Here is a 17678-nt window from a genome sequence, read left to right as displayed (position 1 = left end):
GAGCGTTTTTTTTGTTGCCGTGCTGTGTAGCTGTCGAATTAGCGCTGAATTACAAGATGCTCAGCGGATATTCAATGATCAGACGGGTGTCAACTTTGTCGCTATCGTATGCGGAGTTTGCACGATAGACCGCGTTACGTACGCGGAAAGACAGGTCCTTGGCTGGGCCGCTTTGCAGAACATACTTGGTCTCGAAGTCCCATTCGTGTTCTTTGGACTCAGTGTCACCGGTGGTGATGTTGTCGCCACGGATGTAACGAGTCATGAAGCTCAAGCCAGGAACGCCGTAGCTCTTCATGTTCAGGTCATAGCGAGCCTGCCAGGAGCGCTCGTCTTGACCGTTGAAGTCGGAGTATTGAACGGAGTTGGAGAGGAAGATAGTACCGCCGCCGTCAACGCCGTAAACATAACCGGTGTCACCGGTCGAACGCTGGTGAGCCAAGGTGAATTTATGTGCGCCAAGGCTATAGGCCGCTGCGAGGGACCAGATGCGGTTGTCAACGTCACCGCTCAGCTCTTGACCCTGGCTCTTGGAGCGATAGCCGTTGAAGTCGAAGTTCAGGGACTGATCTTCGTTGATCGGCAGGGTGTAGTTGGCGTTGATGTATTGCTTCTTGAAATGGTCGTCAACATCGGAAGCAGCCACGCCGGCAACAAAATTGTCGGTGAACTGGTAGGTTGCACCGGCAATATCTGCGGCTTTCAGACCAAGGCTATCGCGCCCCATTTGGTTCTGCGCCCGCATCGCGGTGAAATGACCAGCACTCAATTCAAGGCCTTTGATTTCTTTGCTGGTGATCAAAGTACCGGTAGCAACTTCTGGCAGCAAACGGCTGTCGTCAGTAGAGAAGACAGGGCTGGCAACGTATTGGTTACCGTATTTCAGAACAGTGTCGGACAAGCGGAATTTAACTGCGCCGCCAGCGTTGGATTGGGTGTCTTCTGGCGTGCCATCACTGTCCTTGCCGAACATGCCGTTACCGGTGCGGCCTGGACCGCTGTCCAGTTTGATCATGCCATTGGCCAAGGCGTCTAAACCGAAACCAACAGTACCTTGGGTGAAGCCCGACTCATAAACAGCTTGGACGCCCAGGCCGGTTTCTTCGCGGTAGCCTGTGATACGTTGTTTATTTGCGGTGCTTTGGTTGTTGGAGGCACCGTTCTTGAAATCGCGGTTCATGTACAGCATGCGACTTTTGACATTCAGGCTCTGATCTTCAAAAAAGCCCTTGGATTCCTCTTGAGAAGACGCCATTGCGAACTGCGAGGTACTAGCCGAAACAGCCAGTGCGATCATGCTCCACTTCATCACGCGCATCGTGATTTGCTCCTTTGGTTTTTAGAAGAGTACTGCCGTCCCACCTGTTTTATTATCTGGGCGGCTCTTTCTTTTTGTGTCGGCGCAAACTTATATCACGCCGACCATGTTGGCGATACTTGCGTATCTAACCTTTCAGCTTCTTTACGACCCTGTCGCAAACAGCTTGGTAGATGTCGCAAATTTACTGCCTCGACGCAAGCGGATTGGCAACTTTAACGTTGTTTTCCAAGGCTTGTGCATCGCTAAAAAGAGTCCCTGGTGAAACGTTTGAATCTCCATTGGGCAACCCTGCCGCTGTTTTTATTGGCCTTGAGGCTTCCACTTCCAGCGGAGGCTTCCAAAGCTATGTGGGTGTGAATGCAACAAGCGTGCACAAACCAGAATTCTGTAGCTGTTTTTTTCTGGAAACCTGCCTGTCGCTATAAAAACCTCATGAAACCGGGGGCTTCAAGCGTGTTTTTTGTACGCTTGACGCCGTGCATTGCATGGTGTTGCACCTCTGAAACGGAAAGCGTGACAACGAAAAATGTTACCGGTTCACCCCTCGTTGAGTAATTCTCGGATGCTGACGCACTCAGCGTAGACGCACTGTGCGGTTTTGGTGCAAAAAAATCTTAAACACTGTGCTGATTTCAAACAGTGCGGTAACGGACTCATCTGGAACTTTTCATTGGTTATCAGTCATTTCAGCATTTTTGGCGTGGTCTGCGGTTCTGTAATGGTGCGCCGTGAGCAAAAAAGGCCCATTTAGGGGCGCTCGTGCGGCGTGAAGGCAGTGGCGTTCACGGGTATGCTGGCGTCCTGTCGCTTGGTGCGCAGCCTGTCAGGATGGGCGCTAAGCTGAAAATGATGACCTGGCGGGAGTGCGCGCGGTGTTCGCTTTAGATCCACGACTTCAACAAGACACGCTACCGATTGGCGATTTCCCGCTTTGCCGGTTGCTGTTATCCAATGATTCGAACTACCCCTGGTTCATCCTGGTGCCACGCCGTGAAGATATCAGTGAGATATTTCAGTTAGGTGTCGCAGATCAACAGCAGCTGTGGCAGGAAACGACCGCGCTGGCGGAACTGCTCAAGGATTCGTTCGACGCCGACAAGCTGAATGTCGCGGCGCTGGGTAATGTCGTCAGTCAGTTGCACATGCATGTCATTGTGCGCAAGCGTGAGGACGCCGCCTGGCCAGCCCCGGTCTGGGGCAAACACCCGGCCGTGCCTTACAGCGCAGCGCAAATTGCGGCCATTCGCGAGCGCCTGCGTCTGCTGTTAACCGAACATTTCACGTTTCTGGAGGGTTGAATCATGAGCCTGGAAGATCGCGTTACCGATCTGGAGAGCCAACTGGCGTTTCAGGATGACACCATCCAGTCATTGAGTGATGTGCTGGCAACGCAGCAGCGCGCCGTTGAACGCCTGCAATTGCAGATGGCTGCATTGCTCAAGCGCCAGGAAGAAATGGCCGGGCAGTTCGAAACCTTCGAAGAAGAAGCACCTCCGCCTCATTATTGAAACCGCAGGCAATAAAAAACCGCGAACAGCTCAGCTGCTCGCGGTTTTTTTTAGCCTTGAATCAGCGACGCGGCAATGCAGCGATCACATCTTCGGCTTGCAGCCCTTTGTCACGATTCATGACAGAGAACTCCACGCGCTGGCCTTCAACCAGAACACGGTGACCTTCGCCACGAATGGCCCGGAAATGCACGAAAATATCATCGCCGGAATCACGGGAAATAAAGCCGAAGCCTTTGGAGGTGTTGAACCACTTGACGGTGCCGGTATCGCGGTTGCTCATGTCGTAGCTTGGCGAGGCGGCGGCCGGCGAGGATTTGTAGAAGCTGATAGCCAGGTGCAGGAGAACGGCGATCAGTGCAGCCACCAGGCTGAACAGGACGGCAGGTTGACCGGCGATGACAGGCATCGGCGCGAGCAACGTCAGGGTTTGCAGGACGACGGCCAGGACCAGCAGGGCGCTGACCAGGTTTTGCAGTTGGTGACGAGGACCTTTGTTCCAGTAAGGGATAACCGGAGCGAGGGTCAGGTTAAGCAGGCCGAAAAAGGCCAGGTACAGCGCAGCGGGTTGTTGCAGGTAAGGAGCAGCTTCGGGTTGCAGGCTAGGGATGAAGGACAGCAGCAAAGCTGCTGCGCCCATTAGCAGGTGGACGATTTTCAACATTTTGATTAACTCACGTTAAGACGGATCACAAGGAAGAGCTGATGGAGCACGGTTCGCTTCAGAACAATAAGAGGCGTTGGACACGTACCCGGTACCAGCCTATGCGCAGCCCCCGAAAAATAGGCGGTCGCGACACACGGTCTATTTAACAGCAAAGCCTGCAGCTACTCAAATCAGGCAGTCCAGCGGTGCTTCGCGGGGCGATTTGTCGCAGGTTATTGTGCAATCCCGGGCGGCGAGGGGTGGCAGGCTTGCTAGAGTGGTCCTGCACCTGTTGGATGAACTCATCACCTTTAGGGGAAAAACATGGCAATCGATATCGGTATCAGTGAAGAGGACCGCAAGTCCATCGTTGACGGGCTTTCGCGTCTGCTGTCGGACACTTATGTGCTGTATTTGAAAACTCATAACTTTCATTGGAACGTCACCGGTCCCATGTTTCGGACCCTGCACCTGATGTTCGAGGAGCAATACAACGAGTTGGCCCTGGCCGTCGATTCGATTGCCGAGCGCATTCGCGCCCTCGGGTTTCCTGCCCCCGGCGCCTATTCGATTTATGAGCGGCTGTCTTCTATTAAAGAAGAAGCCGGTGTGCCGAGCGCTGAAGACATGATCAAGCAGCTTGTCGATGGGCAAGAGGCGGTCACCCGTACCGCCCGCGGAATCTTTCCGCTGCTGGAAAAAGTCAGCGACGAGCCGACGGCTGACCTGCTGACCCAGCGCATGCAAGTCCACGAAAAAACCGCATGGATGCTGCGGTCTCTGCTGGATCAGTAATATCGTCACTACGCGAATGACGCCCGTCGGGTGTTATTCGCGGTCTTTTGCCTTCTTCAAATCGCTTTTAAGCTCGTTAAAAATCGTCTGGCGGCGTAGGAAAATAGCCGGCCTAGGACGCTCTCCATGATCGCCCTTCAGTTGTTGGCTTATCCTACGTCGATGGTCATAAAGTCATCTGGATATACCTTTGCGCCTGCGCTTTTATAGGGCCACGGAGAGTGCTCTTACAGAAGGCAAGGATGACAAAGGAGTGTCAACGATATGGATTACGAAGACAGGCGAAGCGAGGGGAGGGTCAGTCCGGTCAAGGAGGTAAGGATTGATCCATTTGTCAGCGAATTTGATATGGGGCTGGCCCGGCCCTTATCCCGGTCGGTGCGGTTGAACGGCTTTGCCACCTGCTTGCGGCTTGAGCAGGTGTACTGGGATATTCTGGGCGATATGGCCAAGGTCAATTGTTGTACGGTCAGTGCGCTGCTGTCCCATGTGGATCGCGAAGTGCACTTGCGTCATGGCGGGGTCAAGAACTTTACCGGGCTGGTGCGGGTTGTCTGCGTCGTGCACAGCCTGAAAGAAGGGGGCAGCGTCGCAATGCCCTAGCCATGCAGGTGATCGGGCAGAGTGTCAGTCTGTGCAGTCTTACGGCTGCACAGGCTGCATTTAATGGATATAATCCCGCTCTTTGCCGCAAAACCCAGCGTGTGCGGTAGCAATCTGATCGCCGAGACAACCCCCATGCCGATGTACGACTATCAATGTGCTTCCTGTGGTCATCAGTTGGAAGCCATTCAAAAGATCAGCGCAGCACCGCTGGTCGACTGCCCTGCCTGCCAGGCGCCAGAGCTTAAAAAGATGCTGTCCATGCCGGGCTTCCGCCTGAGCGGCACCGGCTGGTACGAAACCGATTTCAAGACCGGTTCCAAGAAGAATCTGGCCGGCGGCGACAAAGCTGACTAAGGTCTGGAACCTGAGTTGAACGACACGCGCGAGCTCTTGCAACACCTGCAAGGCCTCCAACCGAATTTCGATTACGAGAAGTGAAACCACTACCATGATGCGCAGCCATTATTGCGGCCAACTGAACGAAGCCCTGGAAGGCCAGGAAATTACCCTTTGCGGATGGGTGCACCGTCGCCGTGACCACGGTGGGGTGATTTTCCTCGATATTCGTGATCGTGATGGTCTGGCCCAGGTGGTTTTCGACCCGGACCGCGCCGAGAGCTTCGCCGCCGCCGATCGCGTGCGCAGCGAATACGTCGTGAAGATCACCGGCAAGGTTCGCCTGCGTCCGGCAGGTGCCACCAACGCCAACATGGCGTCGGGCATGATCGAAGTGCTGGGCTATGAACTGGAAGTGCTGAACGAGTCTGAAACCCCGCCGTTCCCGCTGAACGAGTTCTCCGACGTCGGTGAAGAAACCCGCCTGCGCTATCGCTTCCTCGACCTGCGTCGCCCGGAAATGCTCGAGAAGCTGCGTCTGCGTTCGCGCATGACCACCAGCATCCGTCGCTTCCTCGACGAAAACGGCTTCCTTGACGTCGAGACGCCGATCCTGACCCGTGCCACGCCAGAAGGCGCTCGCGACTACCTGGTGCCGAGCCGTACCCACGCCGGTAGCTTCTTCGCCTTGCCGCAATCGCCGCAGCTGTTCAAACAACTGTTGATGGTCGCCGGCTTCGACCGTTACTACCAGATTGCCAAGTGCTTCCGCGACGAAGACCTGCGCGCCGACCGTCAGCCGGAATTCACCCAGATCGACATCGAGACCAGCTTCCTCGATGAAAAAGAGATCATGGCCATCACCGAACAAATGATCCGCAACCTGTTCAAGGAAGTGCTGGACCTGGAGTTCGGCGACTTCCCGCACATGACCTTCGAAGAAGCCATGCGTCGTTACGGTTCCGACAAGCCTGACCTGCGCAACCCGCTGGAACTGGTTGACGTTGAAGACCAGCTGAAAGACGTCGACTTCAAGGTGTTCAGCGGCCCGGCCAACGACCCGAAGTGCCGTATTGCCGCCCTGCGCGTTCCAGGCGCTGCGAGCATGCCGCGCAAGCAGATCGACGACTACACCAAGTTCGTCGGCATCTACGGTGCCAAGGGCCTGGCGTACATCAAGGTCAACGAGCGCGCCAAAGGTGTTGAAGGCCTGCAGTCGCCAATCGTCAAGAACATCCCTGAAGCCAACCTCAACGTGATCCTCGATCGTGTTGGCGCGGTCGATGGCGACATCGTGTTCTTCGGCGCCGACAAAGCCAAGATCGTCAGCGAAGCCCTGGGCGCGCTGCGGATCAAGGTCGGCAACGACCTGGACCTGCTGACCTGCAAGTGGGCGCCGATGTGGGTTGTCGACTTCCCGATGTTCGAAGAGAACGACGACGGCAGCTTCACCGCCTTGCACCACCCGTTCACCGCGCCGAAGTGCACCCCGGAAGAACTGGAAGCCAACCCGGCGATCGCTCTGTCCCGTGCCTACGACATGGTTCTGAACGGCACCGAGCTGGGTGGCGGTTCGATCCGTATCCACCGCAAGGAAATGCAGCAGACCGTGTTCCGCCTGTTGGGTATCAATGAAGCGGAACAGGAAGAGAAGTTCGGCTTCCTGCTCGACGCCCTGAAATACGGCGCGCCGCCGCACGGTGGCCTGGCTTTCGGCCTGGACCGTCTGGTCATGCTGATGACCGGCGCCCAGTCGATTCGTGAAGTGATCGCTTTCCCGAAAACCCAGAGCGCGGCTGACGTCATGACTCAGGCACCGGGTGCTGTAGATGCCAAGGCATTGCGCGAACTGCACATTCGTCTGCGCGAAACACCAAAGGCTGAGTAAAGCTGACCGCAAAGGCGCATCCTTCCGGGATGCGCCTTTTCTTTAGGTCGAGATTTTTTGTTGCTGGCCGACACAACGTGCGCGGCGGGCGATGTTTCAAAGAGAAATTCGGAGCGAGATATGGCGGGTCATTCCAAGTGGGCGAACATCAAGCACCGCAAAGAACGTCAGGATGCCAAGAAGGGCAAGATTTTCACCAAGTGGATTCGTGAGCTGACCGTTGCGGCCCGTCAGGGCGGCGGTGATCCGGGTTCCAACCCGCGCCTGCGCCTGGCGCTGGACAAGGCGCTTGGTGCGAACATGAGTCGCGACATCATTGATCGCGCAGTCGCCCGCGGTGCCGGTGCAGCCGATACCGACGACATGGTCGAACTGACCTACGAAGGCTATGGCCCGGGTGGCGTGGCGGTAATGGTCGAGTGCATGACCGATAACCGTAACCGCACCGCAGCTGCTGTTCGCCATGCGTTCAGCAAGTGCGGTGGCAACCTGGGGACTGACGGTTCGGTGGCTTATCTGTTTGAGCGCAAGGGGCAGATTTCCTTCGCGCCAGGTGTCGATGAAGACGCGCTGATGGAAGCGGCCATGGAAGCTGACGCCGATGACGTGGTCACCCACGAAGACGGTTCGATTGACGTGTTCACCTCGTTCGCCGGCTTCTACTCCGTGCGTAACGCGCTGGAAGCGGCAGGTTTCAAAGGTGATGATGCGGAAATCGTGATGCTGCCGACCACCAGCGCTGAACTGGACCTGGAAGGCGCCGAGAAGGTGCTCAAGCTGATCGACATGCTTGAAGACCTGGATGACGTGCAGAACGTCTACTCCAACGCGGATATTCCAGAGTCTGTGGCCGCACAGCTGGGTTGATTGATCTGCAATACTCTTGAAGCCGGAAGTGCAGGCGGTGATGTTTTACCGCCAGGCATGTCCGGCTTCTGCCTTTACGCCGAGCAAGCAATTGCCGGCAGGCATCATTTTTGAGCTGCAGGCGTTATGACTTTAATTCTTGGTATCGACCCCGGTTCGCGCATCACCGGTTATGGCGTGGTACGCGATACCGGGCGTGGTTGCGTGTATGTGGCGTCGGGCTGCATTCGCACCGGGTCCGGCGAACTGCATGAGCGTCTGCAAATCGTCTATCGCGGTGTGCGTGAAGTCATCCAGACCTACGGCCCGGTGACCATGGGCATCGAAAAAGTCTTTATGGCGCGCAATGCCGACTCTGCCCTCAAGCTTGGTCAGGCCCGGGGCGCCGCGATCGTGGCGGGTGCCGAAGAAAGCCTGGAAATCGCTGAGTACACCGCAACCCAGGTCAAACAAGCAGTGACCGGCACCGGTGCCGCCAATAAAGAGCAAGTGCAGATGATGGTCATGCACATGCTGAAATTGACCAGCAAGCCGCAAATCGATGCTTCGGATGCCCTGGCCATTGCCATTTGCCACGCGCATACCCGTTCCAGCCTGTTGCCCCATGGCCTGGGAACGGCACGCAGTCGTGGCGGGCGCCTGCGTCTCTGATAGCATCAGCAATCATTTTTAGCGAATGAGGGTTTTGCGCCTGTGTTGTCGGCGCAAACCCCTTGTTCTGTCAGCCGCCAGTCATTGATCTGGCCAACGCTCAAGGATCTGAAACGTGATTGGACGCTTGCGCGGCACACTGGCTGAGAAACAGCCGCCGCACCTGATTCTGGATGTAAACGGTCTGGGGTATGAGCTGGAAGTGCCCATGACCACGCTCTATCGCTTGCCGTCGGTCGGTGAACCACTGACCTTGCACACCCATTTGGTCGTACGTGAAGACGCGCAGTTACTCTATGGCTTCTTCGGCAAGCGTGAGCGAGACTTTTTTCGCGAGTTGATCCGTCTCAATGGTGTGGGGCCGAAATTGGCCCTGGCATTGATGTCGAGCCTGGAAGTGGATGAGCTGGTCCGTTGCGTGCAATCCCAGGACACCTCGGCGCTGACCAAGGTGCCGGGCGTGGGCAAAAAGACGGCCGAGCGTTTACTGGTGGAACTCAAGGACCGCTTCAAGGCTTGGGAAACCGTGCCGGCGATGTTCGCCCTGGTGCCGAACCAGCCGGGCGGGCCTGATGTGGCGCCGGTTGCCACCGCCGAAAATGACGCGGTCAGCGCGCTGATATCCCTGGGCTACAAGCCGCAGGAAGCCAGCAAGGCGATTTCCGCGATCAAGGAGAAAGGTTTGAGCAGTGAAGACATGATTCGTCGTGCCCTGAAGGGAATGATCTAAGTGATTGAAGCTGATCGTCTGATTGCCGCCACGCCCGGCCCTCGCGACCGCGAGGAAGTCCAGGACCGGGCGATTCGCCCCGTCAGCCTGGCCGAGTACATTGGCCAGCCGACCGTTCGCGAGCAAATGGAGTTGTTCATCCAGGCCGCACGCGGGCGTAACGAATCCCTGGACCACACGCTGATTTTCGGCCCGCCGGGTCTGGGTAAAACCACCCTGGCCAATATCATCGCCCAGGAAATGGGCGTGTCGATCAAGAGCACTTCGGGCCCGGTGCTTGAGCGCCCGGGTGATCTGGCGGCGCTGTTGACCAACCTTGAACCCCACGACGTGCTGTTTATCGATGAAATCCATCGGCTCTCACCGATCGTCGAGGAAGTGCTGTACCCGGCCATGGAAGATTTCCAGCTCGACATCATGATTGGTGAAGGGCCGGCTGCGCGCTCGATCAAACTGGATCTGCCGCCGTTCACCCTGGTGGGGGCGACGACGCGGGCCGGCATGCTGACCAACCCGTTACGCGACCGCTTTGGCATCGTCCAGCGCCTGGAGTTCTACAACACCGCCGACCTGGCGACGATTGTCAGTCGTTCGGCGAACATCCTCGGCTTGCCGCTGGACCCGGAGGGCGCCTTTGAGATCGCCCGTCGTGCCCGTGGCACGCCGCGGATCGCCAACCGTTTGTTGCGCAGGGTTCGGGATTTCGCCGAAGTGCGTGCCAAGGGGCACATCACCAAACCGATCGCCGACCTGGCCTTGAACCTGCTGGACGTCGACGAGCGTGGCTTCGATCACCAGGACCGGCGCCTGCTGTTGACCATGATCGAGAAGTTCGACGGTGGGCCGGTGGGTGTGGACAGTCTGGCCGCGGCGATCAGCGAAGAGCGTCACACCATTGAAGACGTGCTGGAGCCATATTTGATCCAGCAGGGCTACATCATGCGCACGCCGCGGGGGCGAGTGGTCACTCGGCACGCGTATCTGCACTTCGGTTTAAACATTCCGTCACGATTGGGCGAGATGCCCGTTGTAGACGAGTTCCTCGATGCGGTAGACGATTAATCACCTTTCGGGCCGATTTATTCGGGATTTGCGCGGTCCTAGGACCGTGCTTTTGCCAGAAAGCCGCGAATCAATGAAAAACAGTTGCCTGGCCGGATTGGCAACCTGAGGAGTAAGCACTAGAGTATGCGCGCGCAAAACGGGCTTGAGCCTTTCGCACTTCGTTGTCGCGTTTATTACGAGGACACCGATGCGGGCGGCATCGTGTATTACGTCAATTACCTCAAGTTTATGGAACGGGCTCGAACCGAGCGGCTCCGGGATCTGGGCTTTGCCCAGTCCCAGCTGGCAGGAGAGGACCTGTTGTTTGTCGTGCATTCCAGCGAAGCGCGTTATCACGCGCCGGCGCGACTGGACGACGAACTTCTGGTAAGCGCTGAAGTAATCGAATTGAACCGTGTCAGCCTGCGCTTCAAACAGCAGGTCAGGCGAGCCACGGATAATGCGCTGCTCTGCGAAGGGCAGTTTCTGGTGGCCTGTGTGCGCACTGAAAGTTTAAAACCCCGGGCCATTCCCGAAGCTCTACGTGCGGCCTTTGCCGACGTGAGCGGCGCGGGTACACACTCAAAGCAGGAGATAAAGCGTGGAAGCTAACGTCGTCGACCATTCCTCCATGTGGAGCCTGGTCAGCAATGCCAGTATCGTGGTGCAACTGGTAATGCTGATCCTGGTAGCCGCATCGGTGACCTCATGGATCATGATCTTTCAGCGCAGCAACCTGCTGCGCGCCGGTCGACGTGCCCTGGAGAGCTTTGAAGAGCGCTTCTGGTCCGGCATCGACCTGTCCAAACTCTACCGTCAGGCCGGTAGCAACCCGGACCCGGATTCGGGCGTCGAGCAGATCTTCCGTGCCGGTTTCAAGGAATTCTCCCGTCTGCGTCAGCAGCCAGGCGTTGACCCGGAAGCGGTCATGGAAGGCGTGGCCCGTGCTATGCGCGTCGCCATTTCCCGCGAAGAAGAAAAGCTCGAACAGAGCCTGCCGTTCCTCGCTACCGTCGGTTCCGTCAGCCCGTACATCGGTCTGTTCGGTACGGTCTGGGGGATCATGAACTCCTTCCGTGGCCTGGCCACTGCCCAGCAAGCGACCCTGGCCACCGTGGCTCCGGGTATCGCCGAAGCACTGATTGCTACCGCGATCGGCCTGTTCGCAGCCATCCCGGCCGTTATCGCTTACAACCGTTTCGCTGCTCGCAGTGAAACCCTGCTGGGCCGTTACTACACCTTCGCCGATGAATTCCAGGCGATCCTGCACCGCAAAGTGCACACCAGCGAAGAATAAGCAGGTAATTTCCAATGGCTTTAATCGCTCGAGCTCGCAAAAAGCGCAAGCCGGTTGCCGAGATGAACGTGGTGCCTTACATCGACGTGATGCTGGTGCTGCTGGTCATCTTCATGGTGACCGCTCCGATGCTCAATCAGGGCGTGAAAGTTGATCTGCCCAAGGTTTCCAGCGAAGCCTTGCCGCAGGACAACAACACCCAGGTCCTGACCATTTCGATCAAGGCTGACAAGACCTACTACTGGAACCTTGGCAGCGAAGTCGACACTGAAAAGCAACAGGACAAGGCCATGACCTTGCCGCAGATGACTGACGCGGTGACCAAGATCATTCGCGCCGGTACTGAAGGCGGCAAGCGCACCCAGGTGTTCATCCGCGGTGACAAGACCGTCGATTACGGTTCCGTGATGGGCGCCATGGGCGGGTTGCAGAAAGCCGGGGTCGGTAATGTTGGCTTGATTACCGAGGCACCCTGATGCAGCAAATGCGAGAGCCGTCCGCCTCGGAAAGCTACTTCTGGCCTAGTGTCCTGGCGATTGTCTTGCACGTGCTGGTGTTCGGCATGCTGTTCGTCAGTTTCGCCTTCACACCGGAGTTGCCGCCGGCCAAGCCGATTGTCCAGGCGACCTTGTACCAACTGAAATCGAAAAGTCAGGCGACCACCCAGACCAATCAGAAGATTGCGGGTGAGGCGAAGAAATCCGCCGCGCGTCAGACCGAAGTCGAACAGATGGAACAGAAAAAGATCGAACAGGAAGCGATCAAGGCCGCGGAACAAAAGAAGGAAGATGCGGCTCAAAAAGCCGAAGAATCCAAGAAGGCCGACGAGACCAAGAAAGCGGAAGAGGCAAAAAAGGCTGATGAAGCCAAGAAAGCCGATGAAGCGAAGAAGACCGCCGAAGCCAAAAAGGCCGAAGAGAAACAATTGGCTGATATAGCCAAGAAGAAATCTGAAGAAGAAGCCAAGAAAGCGGCTGAAGAAGAGGCCAAGAAAGCGGCCGCTGAAGAAGCCAAGAAAAAGATTGTCGAAGACGCGAAGAAGAAAGCCGCGGAAGACGCCAAGAAGAAATCCGAAGCTGAAGAGGCGAAGAAGAAAGTCGCCGAAGACGCGAAGAAGAAAGCTGCTGCCGATGCTGCGAAGAAAAAATCGCAGGAAGCGGCGCGTAAATCCGTCGATGAGAAAAAAGCTCAGGCCCTGGCCGATCTGCTTTCCGACACGACGGAGCGTCAGCAGGCCTTGGCGGATGAAACGGGTGATGAAGTCGCGGGTAACTTCGACGATTTGATTCGCTCGCGTGCTTCCGAAGGTTGGGCGCAGCCACCGTCGGCCCGCAAGGGCATGAAAGTGATTCTGCAAATCAACATGCTGCCTGATGGAACAATCTCCGGCGTATCGGTTGCCAAGTCCAGCGGTGATGTACCGTTCGACAGTTCAGCGGTAGCGGCGGTAAAAAATATTGGTCGATTGACCGAAATGCAGGGTCTGAAGCCAGCTGATTTCGCACCCTATCGTTCATTCAAGATGACATTCACACCTGAGGATCTAGCCTTGTGAGAAACCTTCTTCGAGGACTGCTTGTCGTCATGTTCTGCTTTGCAGGACTGGCCACCGCAGATGAAAAAAATATCCTGGTCAGCAGTGGTAGCTCCCAGGCAACTCCAATTGCCGTAGTGCCATTCGGTTTCCAGGGCGGCACCGTGCTGCCGGATGACATGGCCGAAATCATCGGCAACGACCTGCGCAACTCGGGTTACTACGCGCCGATTCCAAAGCAGAACATGATCAGCCAGCCGAGCCAGGCCAGCGAAATCATTTTCCGTGACTGGAAGGCGATCAACGCTCAGTACATTATGGTCGGCAGCATCGTTCCAGCGGGCGGTCGCCTGCAGGTTCAATACGCTCTGTTCAACGTCGCCACCGAACAGCAAGTGCTGACCGGCAGCGTGTCGGGCAGTGTCGATCAACTGCGTGACATGGCGCACTACATCGCCGATCAGTCGTTCGAAAAACTCACCGGTATCAAAGGTGCGTTCTCGACACGCCTGCTGTACGTGACGGCCGAACGTTTCTCCGAGAAGAACACGCGCTACACGCTGCAACGCTCGGACTATGACGGTGCCCGCGCCGTGACTCTGCTGCAATCGCGCGAGCCGATCCTGTCGCCGCGTTTCGCACCGGACGGCAAGCGCATCGCTTACGTTTCGTTCGAGCAGAAGCGTCCGCGTATCTTCATGCAGAACATCGACACCGGTCGCCGTGAGCAGATCACCAACTTCGAAGGCCTCAATGGCGCGCCTGCCTGGTCGCCGGATGGCAATCGCCTGGCATTCGTACTGTCGAAAGACGGTAACCCGGACATCTACGTGATGAACCTGGGCTCGCGTCAGATCTCTCGCGTCACCAATGGTCCCGGTATCAACACCGAACCGTTCTGGGGCAAGGATGGTTCGACCATCTACTTCACCTCCGACCGTGGCGGCAAGCCACAGATCTACAAAACCAGCGTCGGTGGTGGCGGTGCGGAACGCGTGACCTTTATTGGTAACTACAACGCCAACCCTAAACTTTCGGCTGATGAAAAGACCCTGGTGATGATTCACCGCCAGGATGGCTTCACTAATTTCAAGGTGGCGGCCCAGGATTTGCAGCGCGGTAGTGTAAAGATCCTCACTGATAGCACTCTGGACGAGTCGCCTACTGTTGCGCCCAACGGCACCATGGTAATCTACGCCACCCGCCAGCAGGGCCGGGGAGTCTTGATGCTCGTGTCCATTAATGGACGCGTAAGGCTCCCGCTTCCTACCGCACAAGGCGAAGTCAGAGAACCTTCCTGGTCCCCTTACCTGAACTGACGCGGCGCTACACGTTTTACTTAACACACTGGGGTTCATTAGGAGTTTCACGATGGAAATGCTGAAGTTTGGTAAATTTGCTGCGCTGGCTCTGGCCATGGCTGTAGCTGTAGGTTGCTCGTCCAAAGGCGGCGACAATGCCGGTGAAGGCGCTGTTGATCCAAACGCTGGTTACGGCGCTAACACTGGTGCCGTTGATGGCTCCCTGAGCGAAGAAGCTGCTCTGCGCGCAATCACTACCTTCTACTTCGAATACGACAGCTCGGACCTGAAGCCAGAAGCCATGCGCGCTCTGGACGTTCACGCCAAAGACCTGAAAGCAAACGGCGCTCGCGTTGTTCTGGAAGGCAACACCGACGAACGTGGTACTCGTGAGTACAACATGGCACTGGGCGAGCGTCGTGCGAAAGCCGTTCAGCGTTACCTGGTACTGCAAGGTGTTTCCCCAGCTCAGCTGGAACTGGTTTCCTACGGCGAAGAGCGTCCAGTTGCTACCGGCAACGACGAGCAGTCCTGGGCTCAAAACCGTCGCGTCGAACTGCGTAAGTAATTCGTCATGCGAACGTGCCGTCGTGCTGTAACTGTTTTGGCTCTCAGCCTCGCACCGCTTGCGGTGTGGGCTGCGGTTCCTGTGGTCGATAACGACTCCGGCTATAACAATAGCGGGAGTAGCAATCCGCCTGCGGGTTACGGTACGAACGGCGCCTATGCCGGGGGAGGGGTTTCGACCCCTGTCTCGGCACAGGGCGAGCTGTTCAACCAATTGCAATCCATGCAGGAGCAGATTTCACGCCAACAGGGTGTGATCGAAGTTCTGCAGAATGATGTAGCGCGCATGAAGCAAGAGAGCCTGGAGCGATATCAGGATCTTGATCGGCGCATAGGAACCGGCGTTGCACCAGCCGCGACTCCTGATAATTCTTCCACCGGTGGCAGTTTGAATGCCCCCGGTGCCGCCGCTGGCGCAGGTGCAGGAGCGGCCGCCGCTCAAGCACCTGCTGCGGGTAGCGAACCGGCTGATCCGGCGAAGGAAAAACTGTATTACGATGCAGCCTTCGACCTGATCAAAGCCAAGGACTTCGACAAGGCCAGTCAGGCTTTTGCCGCATTCTTGCGCAAGTACCCGAACAGCCAGTACGCGGGCAATGCCCAATACTGGTTGGGCGAAGTCAATTTGGCCAAAGGCGATCTGCAAGGTGCAGGTCAGGCATTTGCCAAGGTTTCGCAGCTATACCCCAAGCACCCCAAAGTGCCTGATTCGCTGTACAAGCTGGCTGATGTAGAACGCCGCCTCGGTCACACCGACAAGGTCAAAGGCATTCTGCAACAGGTTGTGTCCCAGTATCCGGGCACTTCCGCTGCGCAGCTGGCCCAGCGTGATCTGCAAAAAATGTAAGGGCTGCTTGACCCGTTTTGAAGAAACCCGCGCCTGTCGCGGGTTTTTTCGTTAGAATTCACGCCCTTTTTCTGAAACACGCTTTTTGGGATCTGCGCGTTGGCGGGGTTCCTTGAAGTGCCTGACGGAGGCGGACAGCCTGTTTAGCTGTTATGCCCGTGGCGACTATGCAAGACACATTGAGAATCACCGAAGTTTTCTACTCGTTGCAGGGTGAAACGCGGACTGCCGGGCTGCCCACAGTTTTTGTGCGCCTGACCGGTTGCCCATTGCGTTGCCAATACTGTGACAGCGCCTACGCGTTCACCGGCGGCACCATTCGCCCCCTCGACGACATCCTCGAGCAAGTGGCCGGTTTCCGTCCGCGTTACGTCTGTGTCACCGGTGGCGAGCCGCTGGCGCAACCCAATGCCATCCCATTGCTCAAGCAGTTGTGTGACGCCGGTTACGAAGTGTCGCTGGAAACCAGCGGCGCGCTCGACATCTCGGCGGTCGATCCGCGGGTCAGTCGAGTCGTCGACCTGAAAACCCCGGGTTCGAAAGAAGCACACCGCAACCGCTACGAGAACATCGAACTGCTCACACCCAATGACCAGGTGAAGTTTGTCATCTGCTCGCGGGAAGACTACGACTGGGCGGTGTCCAAGCTGATTCAGTACGGCCTGGACACGCGTGCGGGCGAAGTGCTGTTTTCGCCAAGCCACCATGACCTGAATGCGCGGGACCTGGCTGACTGGGTGGTGGCGGACAACCTGCCAGTGCGTCTGCAATTGCAGCTGCATAAATATCTTTGGAATGACGAGCCGGGGCGCTGAGATGACTGAACAACTGAACACTGCTGAAAAACGTGCGGTCATCCTGCTGTCCGGCGGTCTCGACTCCGCGACGGTCGTGGCCATGGCCCGTGCTGAAGGCTACAGCTGCTACACCATGAGCTTCGATTACGGTCAGCGGTCTCAAGCAGAGTTGCACGCCGCAGAACGAGTCGCCCGCGACCTGGGCGTGGTCGAGCACAAGGTGATCGGCCTCAATTTGAACGGTATGGGCGGCTCGGCACTGACCGACAGCAGCATCGACATTCCTGAAGAGCTGGGAGAAGGCATTCCAGTCACTTATGTGCCGGCGCGCAACACGGTGTTTCTGTCTCTGGCGCTGGGTTGGGCTGAAGTGCTCGGCGCGCGCGACATCTTCATCGGCGTGAACGCGGTGGATTACTCCGGTTACCCGGATTGCCGTCCCGAGTTCATCGAGTCCTTCGAGCGCATGGCCAATCTGGCGACAAAGGCCGGTGTAGAGGGCAATGGCTTCCGCATCCAGGCGCCACTGCAGAACCTCAGCAAGGCACAGATCGTCCAGGCAGGCGTGAAGCTGGGGGTCGATTATGGACTGACCGTTTCCTGCTATCAGGCGGACGATAATGGTCGTGCGTGCGGCAAATGCGACAGCTGCCGACTGCGTGCAGAAGGCTTTGCAGCGGCCGGCGTGAGCGACCCAACACCTTATTTTTGATTTATTTCAAATTAGGTGTTGAATAGTCCTTAAAAATCAGTATTATACGCGCCACCACACAGCGGGTCGTTAGCTCAGTTGGTAGAGCAGTTGGCTTTTAACCAATTGGTCGTAGGTTCGAATCCCACACGACCCACCATTTTTGTAGCAGTTTTAAAAGTCTGGAAGGCCCACGCAAGTGAGGATTTCCGGATTTTTTTTTGTCCGCGATTTGACCTCGGCTCAACGCGG

General features: G+C 56.9%; 21 protein-coding genes and 1 tRNA gene. 20 read left to right on the top strand and 2 right to left on the bottom strand.

The annotated features are described in order from the left end of the window. Nucleotides 1–49: 49 nt before the first annotated feature. Nucleotides 50–1318 (bottom strand): OprD family porin, encoded by a 1269-nt coding sequence (locus HP062_RS13445; protein ID WP_010457501.1) that lies wholly within the window; start codon nucleotides 1316–1318, stop codon nucleotides 50–52. A gap of 875 nt (nucleotides 1319–2193) precedes the next feature. On the opposite strand from HP062_RS13445, the gene HP062_RS13440 reads away from it, so the two are divergent. Then, nucleotides 2194–2619, top strand: coding sequence for an HIT domain-containing protein (locus HP062_RS13440; protein WP_042933027.1), 426 nt, complete (start codon nucleotides 2194–2196; stop codon nucleotides 2617–2619). Between the two features lie 3 nt (nucleotides 2620–2622). Beyond that, nucleotides 2623–2829, top strand: coding sequence for a SlyX family protein (locus tag HP062_RS13435; RefSeq protein WP_010457497.1), 207 nt, complete (start codon nucleotides 2623–2625; stop codon nucleotides 2827–2829). A gap of 61 nt (nucleotides 2830–2890) precedes the next feature. Here the strand turns inward: HP062_RS13435 and HP062_RS31320 are convergent, their stop codons facing one another. After that, entirely contained in the window at nucleotides 2891–3493 is a 603-nt protein-coding gene (locus tag HP062_RS31320) for a cold-shock protein (protein WP_010457494.1), read from the bottom strand. Nucleotides 3494–3799: 306 nt separating this feature from the next. Between HP062_RS31320 and HP062_RS13425 the strand changes: the two genes are divergently transcribed. The 18 genes from HP062_RS13425 to HP062_RS13340 all read left to right on the top strand — a co-directional run bounded on the left by HP062_RS13425 (nucleotide 3800) and on the right by HP062_RS13340 (nucleotide 17586). Further along, nucleotides 3800–4270: a Dps family protein gene (locus HP062_RS13425; protein WP_010457493.1), complete on the top strand. Its 471-nt coding sequence runs from the start codon at nucleotides 3800–3802 to the stop codon at nucleotides 4268–4270. A gap of 264 nt (nucleotides 4271–4534) precedes the next feature. Beyond that, on the top strand, nucleotides 4535–4873 hold the full coding sequence (locus tag HP062_RS13420) for a ribbon-helix-helix domain-containing protein (protein ID WP_172791523.1): 339 nt from the start codon (nucleotides 4535–4537) through the stop codon (nucleotides 4871–4873). A 135-nt stretch (nucleotides 4874–5008) separates the two neighbouring features. After that, nucleotides 5009–5230: an FmdB family zinc ribbon protein gene (locus HP062_RS13415; protein WP_010457489.1), complete on the top strand. Its 222-nt coding sequence runs from the start codon at nucleotides 5009–5011 to the stop codon at nucleotides 5228–5230. 94 nt (nucleotides 5231–5324) lie between these two features. Further along, nucleotides 5325–7100, top strand: coding sequence for an aspartate--tRNA ligase (gene aspS, locus HP062_RS13410; RefSeq protein ID WP_042932630.1), 1776 nt, complete (start codon nucleotides 5325–5327; stop codon nucleotides 7098–7100). A 120-nt stretch (nucleotides 7101–7220) separates the two neighbouring features. Then, a complete protein-coding gene (locus HP062_RS13405; RefSeq protein ID WP_008072427.1) occupies nucleotides 7221–7967 on the top strand; it encodes a YebC/PmpR family DNA-binding transcriptional regulator in 747 nt (248 codons plus the stop codon). A gap of 126 nt (nucleotides 7968–8093) precedes the next feature. After that, complete coding sequence (gene ruvC / locus HP062_RS13400) at nucleotides 8094–8618, top strand: crossover junction endodeoxyribonuclease RuvC (RefSeq protein ID WP_008147379.1); 525 nt, start codon at nucleotides 8094–8096, stop codon at nucleotides 8616–8618. A 115-nt stretch (nucleotides 8619–8733) separates the two neighbouring features. Next, nucleotides 8734–9348 carry a Holliday junction branch migration protein RuvA gene (gene ruvA / locus HP062_RS13395; protein ID WP_077748709.1) on the top strand — a complete coding sequence of 205 codons (615 nt, stop codon included), beginning with the start codon at nucleotides 8734–8736 and terminating at the stop codon, nucleotides 9346–9348. Further along, entirely contained in the window at nucleotides 9349–10410 is a 1062-nt protein-coding gene (gene ruvB, locus HP062_RS13390) for a Holliday junction branch migration DNA helicase RuvB (RefSeq protein ID WP_008147374.1), read from the top strand. It begins immediately after the preceding gene. Nucleotides 10411–10536: 126 nt separating this feature from the next. Beyond that, complete coding sequence (ybgC, locus tag HP062_RS13385) at nucleotides 10537–11004, top strand: tol-pal system-associated acyl-CoA thioesterase (protein ID WP_010457477.1); 468 nt, start codon at nucleotides 10537–10539, stop codon at nucleotides 11002–11004. Next, nucleotides 10994–11689: a protein TolQ gene (tolQ, locus tag HP062_RS13380; protein WP_008147369.1), complete on the top strand. Its 696-nt coding sequence runs from the start codon at nucleotides 10994–10996 to the stop codon at nucleotides 11687–11689. Before ybgC ends, tolQ begins: the two co-directional genes overlap by 11 nt. 23 nt (nucleotides 11690–11712) lie before the next feature. Beyond that, nucleotides 11713–12165 (top strand): protein TolR, encoded by a 453-nt coding sequence (gene tolR, locus HP062_RS13375; RefSeq protein ID WP_161807482.1) that lies wholly within the window; start codon nucleotides 11713–11715, stop codon nucleotides 12163–12165. After that, nucleotides 12165–13244, top strand: a complete 1080-nt coding sequence (gene tolA / locus HP062_RS13370; RefSeq protein ID WP_010457470.1) for a cell envelope integrity protein TolA — start codon at nucleotides 12165–12167, stop codon at nucleotides 13242–13244. Before tolR ends, tolA begins: the two co-directional genes overlap by 1 nt. A gap of 29 nt (nucleotides 13245–13273) precedes the next feature. Beyond that, nucleotides 13274–14542: a Tol-Pal system beta propeller repeat protein TolB gene (tolB, locus tag HP062_RS13365; RefSeq protein ID WP_187699818.1), complete on the top strand. Its 1269-nt coding sequence runs from the start codon at nucleotides 13274–13276 to the stop codon at nucleotides 14540–14542. A gap of 52 nt (nucleotides 14543–14594) precedes the next feature. After that, the gene (pal, locus tag HP062_RS13360; RefSeq protein ID WP_003178634.1) at nucleotides 14595–15092 is read left to right on the top strand and encodes a peptidoglycan-associated lipoprotein Pal; all 498 of its coding nucleotides are present in this window, start codon (nucleotides 14595–14597) and stop codon (nucleotides 15090–15092) included. Nucleotides 15093–15098: 6 nt separating this feature from the next. Further along, nucleotides 15099–15938: a tol-pal system protein YbgF gene (ybgF, locus tag HP062_RS13355; protein ID WP_077748707.1), complete on the top strand. Its 840-nt coding sequence runs from the start codon at nucleotides 15099–15101 to the stop codon at nucleotides 15936–15938. 167 nt (nucleotides 15939–16105) lie between these two features. Next, nucleotides 16106–16753 (top strand): 7-carboxy-7-deazaguanine synthase QueE, encoded by a 648-nt coding sequence (queE, locus tag HP062_RS13350; RefSeq protein ID WP_077748728.1) that lies wholly within the window; start codon nucleotides 16106–16108, stop codon nucleotides 16751–16753. Nucleotide 16754: 1 nt separating this feature from the next. Continuing rightward, a complete protein-coding gene (gene queC / locus HP062_RS13345; protein ID WP_145309231.1) occupies nucleotides 16755–17447 on the top strand; it encodes a 7-cyano-7-deazaguanine synthase QueC in 693 nt (230 codons plus the stop codon). Nucleotides 17448–17510: 63 nt separating this feature from the next. Next, nucleotides 17511–17586, top strand: a tRNA-Lys gene (locus HP062_RS13340). Nucleotides 17587–17678: the final 92 nt, after the last annotated feature.

The sequence above is a fragment of the Pseudomonas sp. B14-6 genome, from assembly GCF_013260315.1.
Lineage (GTDB): Bacteria > Pseudomonadota > Gammaproteobacteria > Pseudomonadales > Pseudomonadaceae > Aquipseudomonas > Aquipseudomonas mandelii.
This window is presented reverse-complemented; position numbering and strand designations above follow the sequence as displayed.